This window comes from Butyrivibrio sp. LC3010, from assembly GCF_000424385.1.
In the GTDB taxonomy this organism is placed as follows: Bacteria; Bacillota; Clostridia; order Lachnospirales; family Lachnospiraceae; genus Butyrivibrio.
This window is the reverse complement of record NZ_AUJU01000024.1, coordinates 51,030-73,697: the sequence shown is the minus strand read 5'-3', so window position 1 is coordinate 73,697 and position 22,668 is coordinate 51,030. Positions and strand designations below refer to the sequence as shown.

The window sequence follows — 22,668 nt, the reverse complement described above, 5'->3', positions numbered from 1 at the left end:
TATCATTACTTCACTTTAGTATTCTTTGAAAGCCCTTTCTTGACAAATAACTTAGAATAAGCTTTTTTCTTGCTTTTAGGAACTTTCACGGTTGCATCAGATCTTAATCCTTTAAACGTATTCTTTGAAAGTCCTGATTTATTGAGCTTCTTGGACTTAATCTCTACTTTTTTCACACTACTGCCCTTGAAAACTTTATCTCCAAGAGTTGTAAGATTTTGAGGAAGTACAACTTTTTTAAGTTTTGAGCAATCAGAAAAAGCCTTATCGCCTATCTTCGTTACATTTGATCCAACCTTTACAGACTTAAGAGCTGTACATCCATCAAATGCATTGTCGCCTATCTCTTCTATGCTGTCACTCATGGTAACTGTTTTTACCGTCTTATTGTCTTTAAAAGCATTATCTGCGATAGAAGTAACTTTGTAAGTAGTTCCATCAATATCAACTGTCTGAGGAATTGCTATGTTCTTTGAATCTGCTAAAATGTTAGCCTTATATTCTACTGAAGCATCTTCAATAGCAGATGAGGTTACTATATATTCTGCATTCGAATTTGTATCCTTTAAAACAGTTCCATTTGCAGCAGGTGTAGCTTCTTCAATTCTTGTTACCTCTTCATGACTTTGTGAAGTTACCTCTCTTTCAGATGAAGCCTCGGTGTTAGGTGCAACTGTTTCATTCCTTCCAGCTGATGCTTCACCATTTTCAGCGGATATATTCTCATTCCGGTTTACTGCTTCACCTGAATCTGCCGAAGGTATTTCTGCCTCTGATGAAGGAGTATTGTTTTGATTTCCGGATTCTTCTGTTCCTGACTCAGGCTCATTGTTCTGGCTTTCGATTTCTCCTGTTCCAGTCGCTGGTTCCTCTGAGCCGGATTCAGGCTCAGTATTTTCAGAGGCTGTCTCCTCTGTTGAAATAGACACCTCAACATAAGAGGGCTCAGTACCATTATGATTTTTATCGCTCAAAACCTTATACCAAACTTTATATTCTCCAGCTTCAGCAGCGCTTGGAACTGCCTCGCTCCAGTTTTCTTTATCCAGAGAATAAATAATTGTTCCACCTATAACAGTACCCGGATTAACAAGTGTCAGTGGCTGACCATTTGCCTTTAGTTCTGTTATTGCAGTAGGTGCTGTTACCATAGGATCGACTGTATTAATATCGAAACTCTTTGTAACAGAGCCACTATAGTTTCCCTTTGCGGTGATAATAACTTTTCCGGTTCCTGCATCTATATTATCGGTATATGAAACTGTATAGTCTTCATCCTTCTTTAAAGTTATCTCACCATCCTTTACGATAACTTCAGGAGTTATCTCCCTGCCATTATTGTATGTCTGTGGTGCGATATCCAAAATCATGTTATCGGAAAGTTCCCGTTTGTATGCTGCTGATACTTTTACATCCAGGTTAGGCATTACGAAGGAATTATTTTTCACATCCACTTCATTACCATCATCATCAGTGACTGTAAGGTAATCTAATATATAACCCTTATCAGGATCGGCAGAAATAGTAACTGTATCTCCACTCAGATAATAATTATTCCCGGCAATAGCAGCACTTGATGTTCCGCTCACCTTAATGGTTCCATTTTCGTTTTCAGTATTCACTTTGACAAAAGCTTTTAATGCTCCTTCAGATCCACCCCAGCTATCAGTATTTGTATATTTATTTTCTGCATAGTAATAAATTGCCGGAGAGCAATCCTTAAATGCATCTTTTCCCACTTTTCTGACACTCTTTGGAACAATCACCTCGTTGAGCTTTTTTGGTCCCTCAAATGCCGACTCGTCTATTTCGGAAATATTACCTGAAAGGACAAGTTTCTCAATGCTACAACAGCCATAATATACAGAAGGATTAAATATTATAAAATCTCCGCTTCCACTGGTCGAAGGATCCGGGTCTTCAACAGGTTTTTTCTCTTCACTGAAAAATGCAAACTTTCCTATCGTCACTACATCTGTAATCTCAACTTCATCAAGAGATTCTACACTTTCAAAAGCATAATCCGGAATTACAGAACTAATTCCATCCCCTATAATCTTAAGATGCTTTATTTTTGCATTATAGAATGTTCCGGGTGTCATACTATTAAGCGCATTTGATTCTATATTAACTGTCCCCAGTTTGCTTCCGCCAAAAACTCCTGAGCCAATTTTCTTTATATTTTTAGAGAAAGTAATATCCACAGGAGTTCCATCAGTGGGATTTCCATCTATCCAGCATCCGCTAAAAACTGCGTTTCCTATCTCTGTAAAATGCGTCAAATCAATAGGTTCAAGACTTTCGCATCCCGCGAATGCCGTATCAGGTAATGTTGTAAGGCTGGCAGGAAAATCAATCTTTTTCAGACTACTACATCCATTGAAAGCAGCTTCTTCTAATGTGGTAAGACTATTGTCAGTTATTTTAACAGTTTCAAGGGTAGCACACCCTGCAAAGCACCCTCTTCCAATTTTTTGAATTCCATCGATAGTAAGAGATACCAGAGGCGTCCTGTTATAAACATAATCCAAAGTAGTTTTACCAGTACCATGGATTGTTACATCTTTAAGTGAAGTACATCCATTAAAAAAGGGTGCATATTGAAAATAGTCTCCAACATATAATTCTGCATACTCTAATGCAGAACAGCCTGTAATGATATTCCAATTAAACTCCACTCCTTTTCGAAATTTAATGCTTTTCAAGCTTGTACAATTCGAAAATGCACCACCATCAATTCTTTTTACAGATTCAGGAATCTGTATTGATGAAAGCGATGAACAGTCTGAAAATAATCCATTGCTTATATAACCTAATTCCTTCGGCAAAGTGACTTTAGTAAGTGCTTTACAGGAAGTAAACGCACAACTATCAATATTGGTAACCGAATCCGGAATAACAACTTCTTCTAATTCACTACAGTTTGCAAAAGCCCCGGATCCTATAGTTTTTAAACCATCCTGAAGAGTTATTCCCTTAATCTTCAATCCGCTAAAAGCACCTGCACCAACTGAAGTGATTGCATAGTTTTCATCTTCAATATTAACCTTTTCAGGACACACTAAATCCCCTGTCTGAGGTATTTTATCTGCATCGAAACGCACAATCTCAGCTGTCATTGTCTCTTTTGATAAAATCCGGTATTTTGTTCCATCAACTGTAACCGTTCCATCATAATAATCAGCATACACCTGTATAACAGGCTCTCCTTTTGGAATAGGCAGCACTCCCGTAATAACTGCCATGGAAAAGAGCATGGAAACTGCTCCCCCAATAATAACTTCTCTTTTCATAAAACCCTCCTTATTAACCTCCTAAGAAAACTCTTTTTACAGTATAACACTACTGTTCATGTTTTGTTTCTCTTACTTCAGCTATCTATTTTCAATTAATGACTACCTCGTCTCTCCCATATATGTTACCTGTAAGAGTAAGTCTTGCTGTTCCCTTCTTTACGTTGTTAGAGAATGCAACAACTGCAGGAAAGCTGTTTGGCTGACAAATTTATAGGTTTAAGGTTCACTATGTTGCATGCAATGCAAATTTGGCTTTTTACAAACCAAGAAAGGAATTGATAATATTACATATTTTGTATAAAATCGTAAATGCGGTCATATGATAAAATAATATCAAGCAGGAATACACCCTGTTTTCGGTATCAAATGATATGACAAATAATACAAATGAGAAGGTTAATAACATGAACTCACCCGTTGAAATTGCAGCTAAATATGAATCTATAGGAAAGGGAAAAACGGAGTTCTCAGCTTTTAAGACATTTCTTTTAGGAATTCTTGCAGGAGTTTTTATTGCTCTTGGCGGTCTCGGAAGCCAGATAGCAAGCTGCAGCGCAGCTGATCCATCCAGTGCACGCATGATCAGCAGTGTTGTTTTCCCAATAGGACTTTTCATGGTTCTTGTTGGTGGCGCTGAGCTGTTCACCGGTAACTGTCTCATCATTATTCCTGTTTTGTCCGGAAAAGCTAGACTTTCAGGCATGCTCAGGAACTGGGTACTTGTTTACTTTGGAAATATGGTAGGCGGATTTCTTATTGCACTTTTAGCTTCCACCTCTCACATTTACTCATTTGCCAATAATGCTCTTGCAGAGTCAGTTATTGCAACTGCTGTTACCAAGGCAAATATTACTTTTAGCGATGGTCTGCTTAGAGGAATTCTCTGTAACATACTTGTTTGCCTTGCAGTATGGTGTTCGTTCTCAGCTGACGAAATTGCAGGAAAAATCCTTGCTCTGTGGCTTCCTGTAATGCTATTTATTATCTGTGGCTTTGAACACTGTGTTGCTAACATGTACTTCATCCCCGCCGGAATACTGACATCAGCTATCTACAACCTTCCTGCAGATGGACTTAGCCTGTATGGATTCTTTGTAACAAATCTTATTCCGGTAACAATCGGAAATATAATTGGCGGATCTGTCTGCGTTGGCGCTATGTACTACACTATCTACTTAAAAAAATAATCATCAAAAGAAAAACAGTCTGTCGCAACAGGCTGTTTTTTTAGTCACATTTTTGTATATTCTTCTCAAACATTTTTTTGGGCAAAACTGTTCTGTAAAATGAAAAATAGAGTTCTTCTATTTCCTCCGTTTGTTTTCTTTGGTTCCCACAGGATAGAATCAGATAAGGTACACCAAAACAAAGCATTTTTACTCCCGTGTTATAGAAGCCGTTTCTTATATAAAAAGATAGCCTCCGCTGACACACAGTTTTATCCTCATCATTCGTGGATGCATCAGGATCTTCGACTTCCAAAATGATATTATCAGCACAGCCAAGATATTCCTTTACAAGGTGCAACATTTCCCCGCCAATCCCTTTATTTCTATACTCCGGGTAAATTGCAAAATAGTCCAAAAGATAATCATTGTTCTTTTGAACAAGGAATGCGTAACCTATTATTCTCTCACCATCATTAAGTCCAAGGCATTCATATTGTCCCTGTTGAAGTGGTACAATGATCCTCACTAAGGGCCTTAGTTCATCTGGTGGGAAGTCATACACCATTCTTTCGTTATAGACCTTTTTAATTTGTTCTATATCTAATTTTATAAGATTCATTTCAATCCCAACTGCACAAAATTTCTTCGCGTTACTTCTTTTGGCTTTGCTTCTACACAGACCCACCTTCTTTTAATGATACAGGTAGCATGGTCAAGTGTGGATGATCTTCAGATACATAACCTGAATTATTCAGTACACGTAACACTGTTGCCGGTCCCACATGCGCCAATTTTGCTACATCTTTTATACTTGCCATATACTCACCAAAAATTGATCTTTTATTTTATTATACATTTTTTTATCACTAATATAAAATCCAACGGGAGCTATATGATAAAAAAGATTCCTGAATAATCTCAGAAATCTAATCCTATCGTTCTTAATCCATAATATATTCCATCATCATCATTACTTTTTGTAATATTCAAAAACCTCTCCTTTAAATCAGCAGGAGCATTCCCCATGATAAAAGGAAGTCCCACCGTCCTTAGCATTTGCTCATCATTATAATGATCACCAAATGCTATTGTCTTATCTGTCGTAATTCTCCATTTATCGCAAAGGTAACGAACTCCACTCCCCTTTGTGACTCCATTAGCCATGATTTCAATTGATGTAGCGTCTACCCTGCATATGCTTAAATCAGAGAATCTTTGTTTTATTCCACATATTATTTCATCAAGATTATTACTGTCAAACATGCACCAGATTTTTCCCACAGGAACACTTTTTTCAAGAATACTTACACTACCTTCTGCAGATTTAGCATCTATGATCTCTTCCTCAGTTCTGATTCGTCTGTCATTTATATGGTTAACTATCCACATTTCTTCAGCATAGATATTCCATGTGCAATTAATTCTACAAGATTCTATATAAGAAATAACTTTAGTGGTAACTTCTGCTGACATTCCTTCTGACTTTAAAATATTGTTGTATTCATCAATGATTAGTGCTCCACTGTAGCATATCATGGGACATACAAAGCCATATTTTTTGAATAACGGTCTCACCCCAAATGGCCCCCTTGCAGTTACTATCGCAAACTTTATATTATTTTTTTGCAATGAGTCTATCACTTGTTTTGTACTTGGTAGCATTTTATGTTCACTATCAAGAAGTGTTCCGTCAATATCAAAAAAGATAGCCTTGTAGTCCATTATATATCTCCGAATTCTTATTTCATTATCATCTCACCATCTGATGGTAAGCTATATCCGGCTCCAGCCGGTTCGTTCTGATACCACTGACATACACTAGTGTAATCATCATATCTGGGTCCTGTCCAGCCCAAATTATCAAAAGTCATCCGAAATATTACCAGTATGCAGCAGATAGTCTAAGGGATCATAAATATTCCAGGTGCTACCGGAATAAAAGGTTTTATGGAAACAAATTATATCTATCAATCTTCTCCCACAAGATGTACTATCTGTGGCTCATGTCCTGTAACCGGCAGGAATTTATTAAGTATATCTGATGTCTCTATCTTCATGCTGGATGTGCAGACACATGGATGACAGCCAATAAACTCACCCGCTTTTACATCCTCATCTATCAGAAGCTGAACCTCATTATCCTTGTCATTCATAAGTCCCATAACGCTAACAGCACCGGGCTCTATATCAAGATATTTGAGCATATCCTCAGCATCTGCAAAAGACAATCTGGCAGAACCTATCTGACTTGAAAGCTCTTTTGTCTTGAACTTCTTGTCCCCGGGCATGAGCAAAAGATAAAACTTTGTCTTTTGCCTGTTACAAAGAAACAGATTCTTGCACATGAGCGTTCCAAGTGCTTTATCAATTTTCTCACAGGCTTCCATAGTTGTAGCAGGTTCATGATCAACTCTCTTAAAATCTATCCCAAGCTGATCCAGACACTCATAAACTCTTATTTCTCTATCCAAGCGACCTTCAGTTTGCTGAGGTCTTCCATTAAATATTTCCATAACTGATTCTTATTTCCTCCATAAACGCTGGTTTTGCTATATCCGAAATTATAATTAACAAACTATATTTTACACTCTCTTCTTATATATCTAAACACATTGAATTATATAATTTTATATTGTATTATAGCGGTATAGAAAAATTATAGTGTATTATATGATATTATAGTCAACATTATTAATTATAGTGTTTTATACATGGAGTGTTTTTGATGAACAAAAATCCTTATGCAATCAGTTTTGGTCGTATTCCTACTCAATATATCAGCAGGGACGTAATAATTGATGAGATTACAACAACATTTAATAGTGATGTAGTTGATGAGCAGGCATTTAAAATTACCGGTATCAGAGGAACCGGTAAGACAGTCACGCTTACAGCAATAGAGAAGGCTCTGGCTGAAGAAAAGGATTGGATTATCGTCGACTTAAAACCCGGAGCAGATATTACAAATGATCTTATCGCTAAACTCTACACGGATGTACCTTTTATTACAGACTTTATAGATGTGAACTTAAATCTTACTGCTTTTGGTATAGGTATAAGCCTTTCAAAAAAAAGTCCGGTAGCGAGTTTAGATGTAGCTCTGGAGAAAATATTGGCGGAGCTGGAAAAAAGGAACAAACGTATTTTAGTTGTAATAGATGAAGCCAGAAAAACCGATGCTTTAGTGGATTTTATACAGGAATTCCAAATACTTATAAGGCGAAATCTTCCTATATTTCTGATAATAGCAGGCCTTTATGAAGATATTGAAAGTATTGAGAATACAGACGGGCTGACTTTCTTTTTGCGCGCAACCAAATATGAGATGACTCCACTTAATATAGGAGTTATTAAGGAAGACTATAAACAGACACTTGGTCTGTCAGATGATGTTGCGTATGAACTTGCAGTTTTAACAAAAGGATATGCATTTGCTTATCAGGCATTTGGCAAATATATGTGGGATGAAAAATGTAAGACAATCACTCCTTTAGTACTTGCAAAAGTTGACGATGTTTTAGCTCAAAAGGTATATGACAAGATCTGGAGTGAGCTTACCCCTAAAGACCAGTGGTATGTGCGATTTATAGCTGAGAAAGATGCTATGGATGCAGCTGAGTTACTTGAAATCACAAAGAAAAGTCATAGTGATTGGAGTGAACCAAGAAAGCGCCTTATCGAAAAAGGCGTAATAGATGGTAGTATACGCGGGAAAATAGTACTAAAGCTCCCTCGATTTAGAGAATATATTGCTAATAGAGATATTTGGCAATGATTATACTAATTCCAGGATGAGAGTTTTAGACTTCTATTATATTTTTATAAACTGTGTATAATAAATTTAATTGTATTTATTTTATTAACGGGAGAAGACAAAAATGGGGAAGGACCTTATAACTCTTGAACATATTACAAAATCTTATGACGGACAGGTGATTTTGGATGACCTGAACCTTCATATTTATGAAAATTCTTTTGTAACTCTTCTTGGACCTTCCGGTTGTGGAAAAACCACCACCTTAAGGATAATAGGCGGTTTTGAAAAACCTGAACAGGGCCGGGTAATCTTTGATGGAAAGGATATCACTAATCTTGCTCCAAATAAGCGACAGCTCAATACTGTATTCCAGAAGTATGCTCTTTTTACTCATATGAACATAGAAGAAAATATAGCCTTTGGTCTAAGGATAAAAAATAAGCCCGAGAGCTATATTAAAGATAAAATAAAATATGCTCTTAAGCTGGTTAACCTTGAGGGGTATGAAAAGCGTAAGCCTGACTCACTCTCAGGCGGACAGCAGCAAAGAATTGCCATAGCAAGGGCTATTGTAAATGAGCCTAAAGTTCTTTTGCTGGATGAGCCTCTTGGCGCTCTTGACCTTAAAATGCGTCAGGATATGCAGTACGAGCTGAAAAGGCTTAAGGAAGAGCTTGGAATCACTTTCATTTATGTAACGCATGATCAGGAAGAGGCACTTACCATGTCTGACCACATTGTGGTTATGAATCAGGGATATATACAGCAGGAAGGCTCACCTGAGACCATCTATAATGAACCGGAGAATGCCTTTGTAGCTGACTTTATCGGTGACAGCAATATTATCCGCTCTACTATGATCAGGGATGAGCTTGTAGAGATTCTTGGCTCAAAATTTGCCTGTGTTGATAAGGGCTTTGGTGAAAATAAGCCTGTAGATGTAGTAATTCGTCCTGAGGACGTTGAGCTTGTAGCTCCCTCCGAAGGTACGATTAGCGGCGTTGTAACCGGTCTCACCTTTAAGGGTGTACACTACGAGATGGATGTGGAAGCAGGTGGCTTTGAGTGGCTTGTACATTCCACAAAGCTTTCGGAAGTCGGAACACAGGTTGGTATAAAGGTAGATCCTTATAATATTCAGATCATGAATGTTCCTGAGTCTGAGGATGAGGAGGCCATAAGTGAAACTGTTTAAAAACTCAAAAACTGCTCCTCTAATTGCATCCCCCTATCTTGCCTGGGCAGTGATATTTATTCTGGTGCCCCTGGCAATGGTTTTCTATTATGGACTTACAGATGATCAGGGTGGCTTTACATTTGAGAACGTAGCAACGATAGCAGAATACGGATATTTTAAAGCGTTGATAAAATCTGTTAACCTTGCACTCATAAGCACTGCTATCTGCCTTGTTTTGGCATATCCGCTTGGTATGATACTAACGTCCATGAAGCTCACAAGAAACACTTATCTTGTAACACTTTTTATCTTACCAATGTGGATGAATTTCCTTCTAAGAACGCTTACCTGGATGACTCTTCTTGAGGGAAAAGGTGTTATTAATGCAGTACTGACTTTTTTGCATCTGCCTACTATTAACATTATCAATACACCATCAGCCATTGTGCTTGGTATGGTCTATAACTTCCTGCCATTTATGATATTGCCTATCTATAATGCACTTAGCAGGATTGATGATAATGTAATAAATGCTGCAAGAGACTTAGGGGCAGGAACCTTCCAGACCTTTTTGCGCATAATATTCCCATTGTCACTTCCTGGAATCATCAGCGGAATTACAATGGTATTTATTCCCGCCCTTACGACCTTTGCAATCTCGTCAATGCTTGGCGGATCCAAGATACTTCTTATCGGAAATATTATAGAGCAGCAGTTTACCCAGCTCTATGACTGGCATTTGGGAAGTGGACTTTCAATAGTTCTCATGATCTTTATAATTCTGAATATGATAGTTGAGAACATCACTGATACTGAAGGAGGTACACTGGCATGAAGAAAATTCTTGAAAGAGTTTATCTTGCTCTCCTTTTGGTATTCATGTATGCGCCAATTATTGCACTCATTGTGCTGTCCTTCAACTCCAGTAAGTCAAGGGCAAAATGGGGAAGTTTTACTCTTAATTGGTATATAGAGCTTTTTTCCGATGAAGCGATAGCCAGTGCCCTTGTTAATACCCTTTCAATCGCAGTGCTGGCAACGATTCTTTCAACAATTATTGGTACGGCCACCTGTATTGCAATGATTGGGTTAAGTTCGAAATTCAGATCTGCAATAACTGCAGTGACCAATATTCCGATGATCAATGCGGATATTGTAACAGGTATTTCCCTGATGCTTCTGTTCAGATTTCTTCACTTAAGCTCAGGGTTCTCTACTATCCTGTTGGCACATATAACCTTTGATATTCCTTTTGTCATGTTAAGTGTTCTGCCAAGGATAAAGAATTTAAATTTTTATGTATATGAAGCAGCTCTGGATCTTGGAGCCACACCTGTTTATGGCTTTTTTAAGACAATATTTCCAGATCTTGTTCCCGGCATAATATCCGGTGCACTTATGGCATTTACCATGTCAATCGATGACTTTATCATCACATACTTTACCAAAGGTTCCGGATTCGAGACCGTATCAACTCTAATATATAACGAGGTTAAAAGAGGTATCCAGCCGGAAATATACGCATTATCTGCTATAATATTTGTAGTTGTGCTTGTTCTTCTTCTTGTGATTGACAGAGCTCAGAATAATATTGCCAGGGAGAAATGATCATTATGAAAAAGAAATTGATTTCCGTGGCACTTGTTGTCATGATAACTTGTGCTGCTTTAGCAGGCTGCGGGTCAGAGAAAACTGATTCAAACAACAAACTTTATGTCTACAACTGGGGCGAGTACATAGATGAAGATGTAATAAAGGAATTTGAAGATGAGACCGGTATCGATGTAATCTACGACATGTTCGAAAACAATGAGATCATGTACGCAAAGCTTGCACAAGATACTTCAGCCTATGATGTTATCTGCCCATCCGATTACATGATTCAGAAGCTCATTGAAAATGACATGGTTCAGCCCCTTAACTTTGACAATATTCCAAATGTCAAAAATATCGGTCAGCAGTATTTTGAGACTTCAAAAGATTTTGATCCTGAGAATAAGTACTCCATTCCCTATTGCTGGGGAACAGTCGGAATCCTCTATAACAAGACCATGGTAGATGATGTTGTTGACAGCTGGGATATCCTTTGGGATGAAAAATACAAAGGTCAGATACTTATGCAGGATTCAGTAAGAGATGCTTACATGGTGGCTCTTATCAAAAACGGTTATTCACTTAATTCTAAAGATCCTGATGAAGTTTCAAAAGCGACAGAGGATCTTATTGCACAAAAACCACTTGTTCAGGCATATGTAATTGATCAGGTAAGGGATAAAATGATCGGTGAAGAAGCCGCTCTTGGAGTAATCTACTCCGGCGAAGCAATTTATACCGCTAGAGAAAATCCTAATCTTGAGTATGTTGTTCCAAAGGAAGGCACCAATGTATGGATTGATTCCTGGGTTATTACCAAGGGATCCAAGCATGTTTCCAATGCTGAAAAATGGATTGATTTTATGTGCCGCGGTGATATTGCTCTTAAGAACTTTGAGTACATCACCTACTCCACTCCCAATACCGAAGCTCAGGAAAACATCGAAGATGAAGATATAAAGAACTCTAAGGTTGCTTTCCCTGATCTTTCTACTATGAATGTTGAGGCTTATCAGTATCTCGGTGAAGAAACCGATAAGCTCTATTCCAATGAATGGATGAAAGTTAAATCCGCTGATTAAGGATTTAAAACCAGAATTTCTTTTGAAATGGTAAATGCCAGGAATCTAAACAGACTCCTGGCATCAGTTTTTTTACGAACTGTATATTATTTCGTATATCGCTTTATAAAGATCATTCTCAATATTCATTTGCTCAAGGCTCTCCATAATCTGATCCGGAGTATCGCCGTTATCTACAGCCCAGTAAATATCGTTTTTAAGAGCAAAAGAAATTTCAGCCTGATTAAGAAAATCAAATATTACACTTTTTACAGCATTCTTCTTTAAGCAGATGTCAGCAGGAATCGTAATGGTTATATCCTTATCCAAACTACACTCAGGCATGTTTACAATAAGCTGATTAAGCTTTTCATTGTAGGAAATCTCCGCGCCTATTGGAGTACTTCCATCAGATACGGTAACATAACTTTGGAGACCACCCTTGTACTTACTCATATCTGCGCCATGAATTACAATTCGGTAATCTCTCTTCCTGGGAAGAAGACTGATATTACCTGTTGGAGCTTTGATGGTAAAACTCTTTTCATCAGACCACTTCAGGATAAATTCTGTAAATACAGCATCTCCATCCACATAACCCATACTTACATTGTCATCTTCATACATTGTGAAGCTGCCATTTTTTCCTGCATAAGCATGAATTACAAGTGAATCCGGATTAGTAGTTACATCCTTAGTTCCTATTTTGTCCGTCATTGGAATGATTCCTCCCTCCGGTACAAACAGAGGTATCGATTCCAGGGTGCGGTAACAGTCTATGTTTTTGCCTCCTGAGTATATGACATCTGTAAAGAAATCATAGTAATTACCTTCCGGCAGGTATGTTGTGGTCTTTGCCACATTTATGCCTTTGATACACTTACTTGTCACAGGGCTTACTATCATTTCTGTTCCAAAATAATACTCATTTTTTACTTGTTCGTATGCCTGCTCAAAGGCCTCATCCGGCATAATGTTATAGTACAAAGGCTGTATGATTGGCTCATCAAATTTATATGCCCTGTAATTCATGGTATAAAGATATGGCAATAACTCATGCCTTAACCTAAGGAATCTCTTCATTATTTCGCTTATATCTTTTCTAAAGCGCCAGGGTTCTTTTCCATTGAATTCATTTTTTTCCGAATGAAGTCGCATGATAGGTGAAAAGACACCAAACTGATACCATCTGCATTCCAGCTGATCATCCTTATAACCATGAGTGTGACCGCCTATATCATGACTCCACCAGCCATAACCTATATTTGAGGCTGTAGCTGTAAAATAGGGCTGAAACTGCAGTGATTCCCAGGTTACAACTGTATCTCCTGAAAATCCTATAGGATATCTGTGGGATCCGGGTCCTGCATATCTTGAAAAAGTAAGAGGCCGCAAACCATTCCTTCCACTATCGAGATAATGATAGTGATTTAATATCCAGAGAGGATCAAGCCCTTTTAGTCCCGTTTTTGTGCCTTGCTGCCAGTCTATCCACCAAAAATCAACTCCGTCTTTTTCATGGGGATGACAAACATACTCCAGATAATTTTCTATGAACCTGGAGTTTGCAGCATCAAATTCAACGGTCTCCTGGTTTTGAATATCTACTCCCATTTTTTCTGCTATATCGTGATAACAGTCCTCGTAAGCTCTTATCCCATCAGCAGGATGGAGATTCAGCGTGACTTTCATACCTCTGTCATGCAGATATTTCATGAATTTCGGGGGATCAGGAAAAAGCTTCTTGTTCCAGGAAAATCCGGTCCAGCCGCTTCCATACTTAGGATCAATATCAACAAGATGCCAGTCCATATCTATTACTGCTACAGAAAAAGGTATTCCTTCATCATCAAATCGCTCCATAAGCTCTCTGTAGCTTTTTTCAGAGTATTCATAATATCTGCTCCACCAGTTACCAAGTACGAATCTGGGAAGCATTGGCGTTTTGCCTGTAAGAGTATAGAAATCATGCAGGCATCCCTTATAATCACTACCATATCCAAACAGATACAAATCTGTTTCCGCATGCTCACGCAGAGCTACCCAGCCATCTTCCGTAATAACAAGCGATGTTGAATCATCATGAAGACCCCAACCGTCTTTTGAAACAAGACCTGCATCGATTGGACAACTTCCATTTACTTCATCGAGAGTTCTTATTGTTCCGCCAAGGTTACCCGCCATTTGAGCTTTTTTCCCATAGTACCAGTGACCGACATGAGATGTTTTACTGTCCTTTATTTCTACCTGAAGCCCTGTTTCACCAGGCTCCTTTTCATCATAATAAAGATGAAGATATCTTGTCTTAATCTCAATCCTTTCAGAAGTCTTATTCAGACTAAAAGATACCTTTGGAAAATCTCTGTTTAGCACAACCTGCGTTGCTCTGTCTTCAAATACCTGATCTTTACTGTATTCAAATCTTATGAGTCTTTCAGTTAAAATCGTAATCCTGTAATTTCCCTGGCATATTACATTCTCCGGTTTTGAAACAGGATGTCTCGTAATGTTCAGTGTTTTATTCATCTTAGTCCTCCAACTTATTCCTTAACCGAACCTATTACGATTCCTGTTATAAAGTACTTTTGTAAAAACGGATAAATGAGCATTAGCGGAATAACAGCCACTACGATTTTAGCAGCATTCAGGTTCTGCTCGGATACCTGCGAAGCCCTGATAATGTCTTCCATTGTACCGTGCTTTACTATCTCTTCCATGTTTATGGTCAGGCTCTGAATATAAGTCATAAGCGGATAGTTCTCTATTCTTGTGATGTATATAAGTCCGCTATAGAAATCATTCCAACTGCCTACGATACTAAAAAGTGTTACCGTTGCAAGAACCGGCACAGAGCAGGGAATATATACCCTGGTGAGAACCTGTAGCGGATTTGCACCGTCAAGGACTGCTGCTTCCTCCAGAGACTTTGGTATTCCGAGGAAAAAATTCATCAGCAGTATTACATTAAAAATCGGAACAGCTCCCGGAAGTACCAATGCCCATATAGTATTTAGCAGATGATACTTTTTTATCGCCAGAAATGTCGGAATCATTCCGCCATTAAAGAGCATGGCAAAAATAAGAATGTTCATATAAATATCTCTTCCGTGGAACTGTTTATTGTTCTTGGTAAGCGCGTAAGCCATGCTGACTGTCAGGGAAAGGTTAATGATGACCGCCAGAATTACGCGCAGAATAGATATTAAAAAGGATCGCCAATATTGAGCATCTGTAAGAATTTCCTCGTAGGCCACTGTATTAAATCCTATTGGTATCAGTGATACCATATTTCCTTCTACAGCAGAGGCTTTTGAAAATGATATTGCCACGATATACCACAATGGCAAAAGACAGCAAAGCCCCAGGAAAACTACAATTCCATAGATGCAGATAATACCGGTTTTTCCAGCTATTTTCTTTGTATTCATATGTATTTTCCTTCTCAGAATATTTTACTGTCTGTATATTTCTTAGCCAGATGATTAGCAAGCATCATAAGCACAAAGGCTATAACTGATTTCAAAAGTCCTATAGCCGTTGCAAAACTATATTGCATTGAGGTAAGACCTACCCTGTACACATAGGTGTCAATAATATCACCTGTCTCATAAACCGGCGCAGTATAAAGGTTATAAACCTGATCAAAGCCGGCATTTAGTATACTTCCAAGGCTCATGGCGCACATAAGTATTATGACAGAGCGCATTCCGGGCAGGGTTACGTGAATCACTCTGTCCCACCAATTTGCACCATCGATTTTTGCAGCTTCATGGAGACCTGGATCTATTGCAGTAAGAGCCGCCAGATAGACTACGGAATTATAGCCAAATTCCTTCCAAACATCACTTCCTATCAGCAGAGGTTGGAAAAAAGAATTGCTGCCTAAAAAGTTGACTCCTGTTCCAAGTACTGCATTTACAAATCCATCAAGCCTGAAGAGATTTTTAATGGCTGTTGCAAGAATTACCCAGGACAGGAAGTGAGGTAGATAAACAACTGTCTGAACACCTTTTTTCAGCCATACATGTTTTATTTCGTTTAACAAAATTGAAAAAGCTATTGCCATAAGCGTTCCTATCACAATCTTGCCGACTGCGATAACCAGCGTATTTCTGAATATGTTAAATCCATCGGGAATTTGAAAAAGATAGATGTAATGCTTAAGACCGACGAACTTAGATCCCAGAAATCCCTTCGCGGGCTTAAAATCCTGAAATGCCATGATGATACCAAGCATAGGCACGAGGTTAAATAATATAACGAATACCATGCCCGGTAACATCATGCACTGATAGAACACTTCTGAGGCAATATTTTTAGTTTTAATCTTACTAGCAGTATTATTCTTTGCCATATTGCACTCACCCGTATTTTATTTATTTGTTAGCGTAGTACTCTTCCATTTCTGCAATGATATCAGCACCACCGTAATCCATCCAATCCTGCTTATACTGTTCGAAGTATTCGATAGGCTGCTCACCTGTTACAATCTGGATATATGCCTTAAGCTCAAGCGTATCCAGAGCAGCTTTTTTCTGCTCCATTGCTTCAAGTGTCGGTGGATAAAGGGGTGATACCCAGTTGGCATTACCATTTTTATTAAGTCCGTCGATGGCTGCACCAAGACCTACGATTCTTGAATTATAGAATGACCATCCTGTACGTGTTTCTTCTGTTACATTTTCAGGATCCTTCAAGTACTCAAGCATGATAGATGAGCTGTTCTTGTTCTCTGCTGTCGATGTATCCTCGGGCTTAAGTTCTCCCTTGAGAACAGCCTGATGCTCATTAAAGTAAACATCTTTGGTTGTAGAAGGCAGACATTCGATCTGTACAGGCTTTGTGAAGTTATCACCGCCGTTCTGGACAAATGACATTACTTCCGGTGCTGTATCAAGAGTTTCATGTACAAGCTCATCAAAAAGTACATTTTGGATCTTTACTGCAGCTTCAGGATGCTCGTAGTCTTTTCTTACAACAATGAAGTTATTTGTCGGATTTTCATGCGCAAGATTTACCTTGCCTGTTGAATCCTTAATTGTGTAAGCAATGTACTCAGCCTCCGGATTGGCATCCTTAACATGTGAAAATCTCCAGTCAGGCATATGCCATGCGCCAAATGCGATACCGCACTTATTATCAATCAAAAGAGCTGTAACATCCTCATAGGTTCTTGTACCAAACTGAGGATCAAGAATTCCCTCTTCAAACCACTGGTGTAAGATTTCCCAACTCTTCTTGTTTGCATCTGATAATGTAGACCATGAGATTGTTCCATCACCGTTATCAAGCCATTTTCCTACAAATCCGCCATTTGCATTGGCAATCCACTCAGCATCACCGATGCCATCACTCATAGCGATACCGATTGTTCCCTTACCTGAAACATCTTCCTTTACGAAAGCTCTTGCTACATCTGCAATTTCTTCATAGCTAACGCACAGATCCCCGTCCTCATCAGGGTTGATATTCAGCTTGTCAAGCCAGTCTTTTCTTATCCAGCAAAGTGTAGGAACACCATTATCAGCATTGGTTCCCGGAAGAGCCATCAGCTTACCGTCAAAGGTAACCATATCAAGACCTCTTCCCTCGAAGGAATCATAGATCTTCTTTATATAATCACTGGCGTATTCATTGTATACATCTGTTAAATCGCAAAGCAGATCGCTTTCTACAAGATCAACCAGAGTGTCATAGCTTGTAACCGTAAACATCTCCGGGATATCTCCACTTGATGTTGCAAGCGCTATATTGTTCTTATAATCCTCATCTGCTGCTTCAATCTCATCTGTAAATGTAATGTTGAGATTATCTGTCACATATCTGGTATAAGGATTGTCCTCAAGAGTATCTCCCGGAAGAAGTGTGGATACTGTGTGCTGTGAAGCCAGTCTTCCGATATGAATATTCAGCTCATCCTCATATGGCTCAAAACCTTTAAATGCTGCCTCATCCCCATTTGAAGAAGCATTTTCCTTATTGTCATTACTATGTGTATTATCCTGAGCTTCCTGTGTTTCCGAAGCAGAATTTGTGTCCCCACCTGTGTTTCCGCAAGCAGTCATTGTAAGTACTGCTGTTGAGAGTACGGCACAGGATATTATTCTTTTTGCCCTTCTCATTAACATAACATTCTCCCTTTTACTTGTTTTTTGTTCCCCATTAGCTAATGTATCGACACAGATATAGTAGCATTCGATTTTTATGGATTATATATAAATTTTTTTGGATTTGTATCATTTTTTTAGGACATTTTATTTTACAGATTGTGCTTCCTATTTTTATTGATATAATGAATTTTGTAAAATCGTTTTAATTTCGGAGGAATGCACATATGTCCTATAATATGCTGATTGCTGAGGATGAAAAAAATGAATATGATCTTGTAATTTTCCTGCTGCAAAAGCTGGGACTTACGGAAACTTTTAATGTACTCCACGCATCAAATGGCAAGCAGGCTCTTGATATACTTGGCGGCACTCCGATTGATGTTCTTCTTACAGATATAGAAATGCCATTCGTAAGTGGTATTGACCTTGCTAAAAAGGCGCGTGAAGGCAATGACGAACTGCCGATACTTTTTTTTAGCTGCTACGATAATTTTTCATATGCAAAAGCTGCTCTGTCTGTTCATGCATGTAACTATATGTTAAAACCATTAGATCCAAAGGAGTTCGAGGCAACCATGGACAGCACCTTGAAACTCCTTGATAACGCAAGCCAAAAGAAAGAGCTGCCGGAAACAAAAATAAGCGGAACTGACGGCGGCAAGCATTCCGTTGAGCTTGTAAAAAAATATATTAAAGCCAATTACTATAAAAATATATCACTAAACAGCCTTGCTGAAATGGTCTACTTAAACACAAGCTATCTGAGCACAATATTTAAAGCAGAGACCGGCTGCGGAATCAACAAATATATCAAAAATGTCCGCATGGAAAAAGCCAGAGAGATGCTTCTGACCACCAATATGAAAATTGCTGATATTGGAATCAGTGTAGGCTTTAAAAATGACTCCTATTTTGTAAAAAGCTTCCGTGATCATTTTGGGAAAACACCTGAAAAAGTAAGAAGTGGAGAAAACTGAGATTATGATAAGCGGTATGTCCTGGTATCAAAACCTTAAATTCAGAAATAAAATTCAGATAATATGTTTTGTAGTTAGTCTGATTCCTGTAATACTATTAGGAGCCTTCTGTACTATACAGTCCAGAAGGCTTCTGGTTTCTCAGGAAAAAAATAATATCAATAATGTTCTGGATCAGGCATCATCTTCTTTAAGTCATTATCTGTCTCTTCAGGAAAGTATCATAACTACCCTTGCCTGGGATGAAGCCATTCAATCAGCTGTGGACAAAAAATATGGCAGTAACTATGAGATGTTCCTTGCAAATACTGAGGTTTTTGACTCTAAATTTCTTATGATACAGGCCATGCATCCTGAGATTGAGGGGATAACTCTTTATACAGAGACCAACCTGTATCCCCACGGGACCACACTTAAACAACTGTCAGACCTCCAGGAGTATAGCTGGTATTCTGATGCTCTCTCAGCCCAAAAACCCTTCTACATATTCGATAAAAACAGCAGCAAATTCTTATTGGTATATCTTGTTCCCTGCCGTTTTTATAATAATATCATGACTATCACGTTGTCCTACGACTATGCGTTTTCTTCCTATAAAACATTATTTGAGGATGATTATGCGATTGGCATATATGACAGTGCGGGACAGCTTATTTTTGACTATTCCACTTTTTCTAATGCTCCCTCCGAATTATTCTTTGAACAGAATTTGGAGCAGACACTTGGTAAAAATGCAGGTTCCGGATATTTTAGAGAAGTCTCTACAGAAGATTCCCACGGCTGGAATATCATTGTTTTCAGACCGCAGAAATTTATAACAAGTACCGCCAATTCATTTATTCTTGTCATCATGGGAATGATTGCTTTATGTATAGTTTCCATGATCTACCTTGGTGTGGTTCTATCCAAGCATCTGGTAGAGCCTCTTGAAAAGCTCGCAAACAATATGGATCAGATTCAGGCTGATAACTTCACAGTAACCGTAAAAAGCAAAAACAATGATGAAATAGCCAAACTCATAGGCGCTTTTGATAACATGGCAAGACGTCTCGAAAACACCATTCACGAGCTATATATTAATAAACTTGCGAAGCAGGAATATAGGCTTCAAATGCTACAATCTCAGATAAATCCTCATTTTCTGTACAACTGTCTGTCCATGATAAACAGTAAAGCTATACAGGCGGATCAGTCTGAGATCAGCAGCATTGCGCTTCAACTATCCACTTTTTACAGAACTACCCTGAATAAAGGGCACAATACAACCAAATTGGCAGATGAATGGAGAAATACTTTATCATATCTGGAGATACAGAGGATGCTCCACTCAGACTCCTTCGAATTCAGTTATGATGTTGATGAATCCTTGTTTGGCTGCAGAGTCATCAACCTGATAATTCAGCCTCTTGTTGAAAATTCCATTGTTCACGGCATAAGATACAACGATAAAGAAGACTATATTGGAAAGCTTTATATCAGCATAAAAAGGGATGATGAAAATATACTCATTACCGTGAAAGACAATGGCTGTGGTATGGACAAAAATACGCTGGACAACATTCTGACAGCAGAAACAAAGGGCTACGGTATCAGAAACGTTGACCAGCGTATAAAGCTCTATTTTGGTCAGGAATATGGCATTTCCTATGAAAGCGAGATGGGGATTGGCACAACAGCTACCATAAAGCTGCCTTTAAACTAAATACTTTCATTCTCAAGCTAACCTAATATCAGGTCATAGATTATATGAAACACAAAATGAAAAAGGACAATAATATAAATGACTGATATAATATGTTATAGAAAATATTCTGTTTTACCGTTTTTTGCAGGTCCAAATGACATAAGGAGTTACGCTTATGAAAACAGAAATCCGGTCAAAACTGAGAGTCTATATTTTTATGGCGCTATGCTGCGATCTTGGTCTATTTGCCAAAAAACTCATATCGCCGGCAGCCAATGTGATCACAGAGTTCCTGCATATACCGGGTGGTATCGCCACCAGTTGTTCTCTTATGTTCCTTATTATTGCCGCATCCATGATACCTGCTTTTGGCTGCGGAACCCTCATGGCGATAGTGCAAAGCGTTTTGGCACTATGCTTTGGGATGACAGGAAGCATGGGACTACTGGCGCCTGTGGGATATATTCTGCCGGGGCTTACAGTCGATATGGTCCTTTTTATCACGAGAAAAACTGCAAAAGATATGTCTTTGAGCATCATGATTTCATCCATCGCAGCTTCAATCACTGCAAGTCTGACCGCCAATTTCCTGGTATTCCGGCTGACCGGAATTGTACTTATATTATATGCATGTGTTTCAGGTACAAGCGGCTCCATCTGCGGACTTCTGGCTGCCCAGCTGGTGAAACGCCTTAAACCTGTCATATTATCAGAAAAGGAAATCCAATGAAAAAAAGTAATCTCATTATCGTCATTGTACTTTTGCTAATAACTACAGTTTTCACAGTCATTTATCTGCCCAGTCGAACTGCGTCCGCCCCCGGAACTCTTACCATTACATATGAAGGAAAAGATATTTCGGTAGACCCGTTTAAGGCTCCGGCCGTTGATGTTCAGGGCACAACCATTAACGGAAAAGGCAAAGAAAACGTAATATCAGATACCGGAGTGACGCTTCTTAGCGTCCTTAATCTTGCTGATATTACGTTAGATGATTTTTCTGTGGCAAAAATCGTTTCCACTGATGAATACTCTGCTGAATTAACAGCAGCTGAGATTTCTTCAGACGGAGTCGCATATCTTACAAGTTCTACAGATGATGCAGGTGCATTAAAAATCAAACTGGTTGTTTTTGGTGACAGTAATTCTAAACGCCAGGTTAAGGATGTTGCGAGGATAGAGTTAAAAAAATGAATTTCAGCGGAATAATACTTGCAGGCGGCAAAAGCAGCCGCATGAAAACTGATAAGTCAAAGCTCCTCCTTGGCGGGAGGATTCTGCTTGAAATTCAGATAGAGAAACTTGAAAACCTTGGATGCGATGACATCATTGTATCTGGAAAAAGTTTCCACTCTGCTAACGCCTTGACACCGCCCGGCTCAGATTCCCTTGCTGACCCCCACCAGAGTCCATACGTCAGTCAGGTTTCTGACCTTATCCCGGACCTTGGTCCAATGGGTGGGCTATATTCCTGTTTCCTCAAATGCAAACATAGCTGCGCCCTGGTTATGAGTGTTGATATACCCCTTCTCTCAGAAGATACCTTAAACATGCTACTTGCTGCACATCTGGACAATAATCCCGATGCCACCGTTTTGACATATAATGGTCACCCTGAGCCTCTTATCGGTGTTTATAACACCTCCCATGCAGATTTGTGCAAAGAGCTTATAGACAATAAAAAACTAGCAATCAGAGCCCTCCTTGAAAGACTTGATTGCCAGTATTACGATTTTCATGGTAATCCTTACGAACTGCTAAACTGCAATACTCCTGAGGACTATGAGCAGATTTTGCATATTTTTCCTAATGAAAAATAAATATGCAGCCTACTTTCTGTCATT

21 protein-coding genes are annotated in these 22,668 nt (G+C 38.7%); 11 read left to right on the top strand and 10 right to left on the bottom strand.

The window, feature by feature from the left end; all coding sequences use genetic code 11:
• Positions 1-5: 5 nt before the first annotated feature.
• Positions 6-3,293 carry a leucine-rich repeat protein gene (locus G622_RS0115005; protein WP_026511385.1) on the bottom strand — a complete coding sequence of 1,096 codons (3,288 nt, stop codon included), beginning with the start codon at positions 3,291-3,293 and terminating at the stop codon, positions 6-8.
• 407 nt (positions 3,294-3,700) lie between these two features.
• On the opposite strand from G622_RS0115005, the gene G622_RS0115000 reads away from it, so the two are divergent.
• On the top strand, positions 3,701-4,483 hold the full coding sequence (locus G622_RS0115000; RefSeq protein ID WP_026511384.1) for a formate/nitrite transporter family protein: 783 nt from the start codon (positions 3,701-3,703) through the stop codon (positions 4,481-4,483).
• 40 nt (positions 4,484-4,523) lie between these two features.
• Here the strand turns inward: G622_RS0115000 and G622_RS0114995 are convergent, their stop codons facing one another.
• The 5 genes from G622_RS0114995 to G622_RS0114985 form a co-directional block, all read right to left on the bottom strand.
• Positions 4,524-5,084: a GNAT family N-acetyltransferase gene (locus G622_RS0114995; RefSeq protein ID WP_026511383.1), complete on the bottom strand. Its 561-nt coding sequence runs from the start codon at positions 5,082-5,084 to the stop codon at positions 4,524-4,526.
• A 52-nt stretch (positions 5,085-5,136) separates the two neighbouring features.
• Complete coding sequence (locus G622_RS27170; RefSeq protein ID WP_081675349.1) at positions 5,137-5,283, bottom strand: LacI family DNA-binding transcriptional regulator; 147 nt, start codon at positions 5,281-5,283, stop codon at positions 5,137-5,139.
• Between the two features lie 100 nt (positions 5,284-5,383).
• Positions 5,384-6,187 (bottom strand): Cof-type HAD-IIB family hydrolase, encoded by an 804-nt coding sequence (locus G622_RS0114990; RefSeq protein WP_026511382.1) that lies wholly within the window; start codon positions 6,185-6,187, stop codon positions 5,384-5,386.
• A 17-nt stretch (positions 6,188-6,204) separates the two neighbouring features.
• Positions 6,205-6,336, bottom strand: a complete 132-nt coding sequence (locus G622_RS26710; protein WP_256374524.1) for a hypothetical protein — start codon at positions 6,334-6,336, stop codon at positions 6,205-6,207.
• A gap of 96 nt (positions 6,337-6,432) precedes the next feature.
• Positions 6,433-6,978 carry a prolyl-tRNA synthetase associated domain-containing protein gene (locus G622_RS0114985; RefSeq protein ID WP_026511381.1) on the bottom strand — a complete coding sequence of 182 codons (546 nt, stop codon included), beginning with the start codon at positions 6,976-6,978 and terminating at the stop codon, positions 6,433-6,435.
• 212 nt (positions 6,979-7,190) lie between these two features.
• Between G622_RS0114985 and G622_RS0114980 the strand changes: the two genes are divergently transcribed.
• The 5 genes from G622_RS0114980 (at position 7,191) to G622_RS26925 (ending at position 12,074) form a co-directional block, all read left to right on the top strand.
• Positions 7,191-8,240 (top strand): ATP-binding protein, encoded by a 1,050-nt coding sequence (locus G622_RS0114980; protein WP_026511380.1) that lies wholly within the window; start codon positions 7,191-7,193, stop codon positions 8,238-8,240.
• Between the two features lie 103 nt (positions 8,241-8,343).
• Complete coding sequence (locus G622_RS0114975; RefSeq protein WP_026511379.1) at positions 8,344-9,417, top strand: ABC transporter ATP-binding protein; 1,074 nt, start codon at positions 8,344-8,346, stop codon at positions 9,415-9,417.
• Positions 9,404-10,234, top strand: coding sequence for an ABC transporter permease (locus G622_RS0114970; RefSeq protein WP_026511378.1), 831 nt, complete (start codon positions 9,404-9,406; stop codon positions 10,232-10,234). Before G622_RS0114975 ends, G622_RS0114970 begins: the two co-directional genes overlap by 14 nt.
• A complete protein-coding gene (locus G622_RS26930; RefSeq protein WP_026511377.1) occupies positions 10,231-11,007 on the top strand; it encodes an ABC transporter permease in 777 nt (258 codons plus the stop codon). The genes G622_RS0114970 and G622_RS26930 overlap by 4 nt, the downstream gene beginning before the upstream one ends.
• A 5-nt stretch (positions 11,008-11,012) precedes the next feature.
• Complete coding sequence (locus G622_RS26925) at positions 11,013-12,074, top strand: ABC transporter substrate-binding protein (protein ID WP_026511376.1); 1,062 nt, start codon at positions 11,013-11,015, stop codon at positions 12,072-12,074.
• A 72-nt stretch (positions 12,075-12,146) separates the two neighbouring features.
• Here the strand turns inward: G622_RS26925 and G622_RS0114955 are convergent, their stop codons facing one another.
• From G622_RS0114955 to G622_RS0114940, 4 genes are read right to left on the bottom strand one after another with little or no spacing between them, the layout of a single operon-like run.
• A complete protein-coding gene (locus tag G622_RS0114955) occupies positions 12,147-14,579 on the bottom strand; it encodes a glycoside hydrolase family 31 protein (RefSeq protein ID WP_026511375.1) in 2,433 nt (810 codons plus the stop codon).
• 14 nt (positions 14,580-14,593) lie between these two features.
• Positions 14,594-15,481 (bottom strand): carbohydrate ABC transporter permease, encoded by an 888-nt coding sequence (locus tag G622_RS0114950; protein WP_044913930.1) that lies wholly within the window; start codon positions 15,479-15,481, stop codon positions 14,594-14,596.
• Positions 15,482-15,495: 14 nt separating this feature from the next.
• Positions 15,496-16,407 (bottom strand): ABC transporter permease, encoded by a 912-nt coding sequence (locus G622_RS0114945; protein ID WP_081675348.1) that lies wholly within the window; start codon positions 16,405-16,407, stop codon positions 15,496-15,498.
• A gap of 22 nt (positions 16,408-16,429) precedes the next feature.
• The gene (locus G622_RS0114940; RefSeq protein WP_026511372.1) at positions 16,430-18,181 is read right to left on the bottom strand and encodes an extracellular solute-binding protein; all 1,752 of its coding nucleotides are present in this window, start codon (positions 18,179-18,181) and stop codon (positions 16,430-16,432) included.
• A 206-nt stretch (positions 18,182-18,387) separates the two neighbouring features.
• Here G622_RS0114940 and G622_RS0114935 point away from each other — a divergent pair, with 206 nt between their 5' ends.
• From G622_RS0114935 to mobA, 5 genes are all read left to right on the top strand, one after another.
• Entirely contained in the window at positions 18,388-19,140 is a 753-nt protein-coding gene (locus G622_RS0114935) for a response regulator transcription factor (protein ID WP_026511371.1), read from the top strand.
• A 4-nt stretch (positions 19,141-19,144) separates the two neighbouring features.
• Positions 19,145-20,842 (top strand): sensor histidine kinase, encoded by a 1,698-nt coding sequence (locus tag G622_RS0114930; protein ID WP_026511370.1) that lies wholly within the window; start codon positions 19,145-19,147, stop codon positions 20,840-20,842.
• A 157-nt stretch (positions 20,843-20,999) separates the two neighbouring features.
• On the top strand, positions 21,000-21,554 hold the full coding sequence (locus tag G622_RS0114925) for a hypothetical protein (RefSeq protein WP_026511369.1): 555 nt from the start codon (positions 21,000-21,002) through the stop codon (positions 21,552-21,554).
• Entirely contained in the window at positions 21,551-22,018 is a 468-nt protein-coding gene (locus G622_RS0114920; protein ID WP_026511368.1) for a hypothetical protein, read from the top strand. The genes G622_RS0114925 and G622_RS0114920 overlap by 4 nt, the downstream gene beginning before the upstream one ends.
• Positions 22,015-22,644 (top strand): molybdenum cofactor guanylyltransferase, encoded by a 630-nt coding sequence (gene mobA / locus G622_RS0114915; RefSeq protein WP_026511367.1) that lies wholly within the window; start codon positions 22,015-22,017, stop codon positions 22,642-22,644. The genes G622_RS0114920 and mobA overlap by 4 nt, the downstream gene beginning before the upstream one ends.
• The last annotated feature ends 24 nt before the right edge of the window (positions 22,645-22,668 follow it).

Excerpts from the sequence above, each read along its gene's own strand:
- G622_RS0115000 (WP_026511384.1), top strand. The coding sequence starts at position 3,701 with ATGAACTCACCCGTTGAAATTGCAGCTAAATATGAATCTATAGGAAAG.
- G622_RS0114920 (WP_026511368.1), top strand. The coding sequence starts at position 21,551 with ATGAAAAAAAGTAATCTCATTATCGTCATTGTACTTTTGCTAATAACT.
- G622_RS0114985 (WP_026511381.1), bottom strand. The coding sequence starts at position 6,978 with ATGGAAATATTTAATGGAAGACCTCAGCAAACTGAAGGTCGCTTGGAT.
- G622_RS0114945 (WP_081675348.1), bottom strand. The coding sequence starts at position 16,407 with ATGGCAAAGAATAATACTGCTAGTAAGATTAAAACTAAAAATATTGCC.
- G622_RS27170 (WP_081675349.1), bottom strand. The coding sequence starts at position 5,283 with ATGGCAAGTATAAAAGATGTAGCAAAATTGGCGCATGTGGGACCGGCA.
- G622_RS26930 (WP_026511377.1), top strand. The coding sequence starts at position 10,231 with ATGAAGAAAATTCTTGAAAGAGTTTATCTTGCTCTCCTTTTGGTATTC.
- G622_RS0114935 (WP_026511371.1), top strand. The coding sequence starts at position 18,388 with ATGTCCTATAATATGCTGATTGCTGAGGATGAAAAAAATGAATATGAT.
- mobA (WP_026511367.1), top strand. The coding sequence starts at position 22,015 with ATGAATTTCAGCGGAATAATACTTGCAGGCGGCAAAAGCAGCCGCATG.
- G622_RS0114950 (WP_044913930.1), bottom strand. The coding sequence starts at position 15,481 with ATGAATACAAAGAAAATAGCTGGAAAAACCGGTATTATCTGCATCTAT.
- G622_RS0114925 (WP_026511369.1), top strand. The coding sequence starts at position 21,000 with ATGAAAACAGAAATCCGGTCAAAACTGAGAGTCTATATTTTTATGGCG.
- G622_RS26925 (WP_026511376.1), top strand. The coding sequence starts at position 11,013 with ATGAAAAAGAAATTGATTTCCGTGGCACTTGTTGTCATGATAACTTGT.
- G622_RS0114980 (WP_026511380.1), top strand. The coding sequence starts at position 7,191 with ATGAACAAAAATCCTTATGCAATCAGTTTTGGTCGTATTCCTACTCAA.
- G622_RS0114995 (WP_026511383.1), bottom strand. The coding sequence starts at position 5,084 with ATGAATCTTATAAAATTAGATATAGAACAAATTAAAAAGGTCTATAAC.
- G622_RS0114930 (WP_026511370.1), top strand. The coding sequence starts at position 19,145 with ATGATAAGCGGTATGTCCTGGTATCAAAACCTTAAATTCAGAAATAAA.
- G622_RS0114975 (WP_026511379.1), top strand. The coding sequence starts at position 8,344 with ATGGGGAAGGACCTTATAACTCTTGAACATATTACAAAATCTTATGAC.
- G622_RS0115005 (WP_026511385.1), bottom strand. The coding sequence starts at position 3,293 with ATGAAAAGAGAAGTTATTATTGGGGGAGCAGTTTCCATGCTCTTTTCC.
- G622_RS0114955 (WP_026511375.1), bottom strand. The coding sequence starts at position 14,579 with ATGAATAAAACACTGAACATTACGAGACATCCTGTTTCAAAACCGGAG.
- G622_RS26710 (WP_256374524.1), bottom strand. The coding sequence starts at position 6,336 with ATGACTTTTGATAATTTGGGCTGGACAGGACCCAGATATGATGATTAC.
- G622_RS0114940 (WP_026511372.1), bottom strand. The coding sequence starts at position 18,181 with ATGTTAATGAGAAGGGCAAAAAGAATAATATCCTGTGCCGTACTCTCA.
- G622_RS0114990 (WP_026511382.1), bottom strand. The coding sequence starts at position 6,187 with ATGGACTACAAGGCTATCTTTTTTGATATTGACGGAACACTTCTTGAT.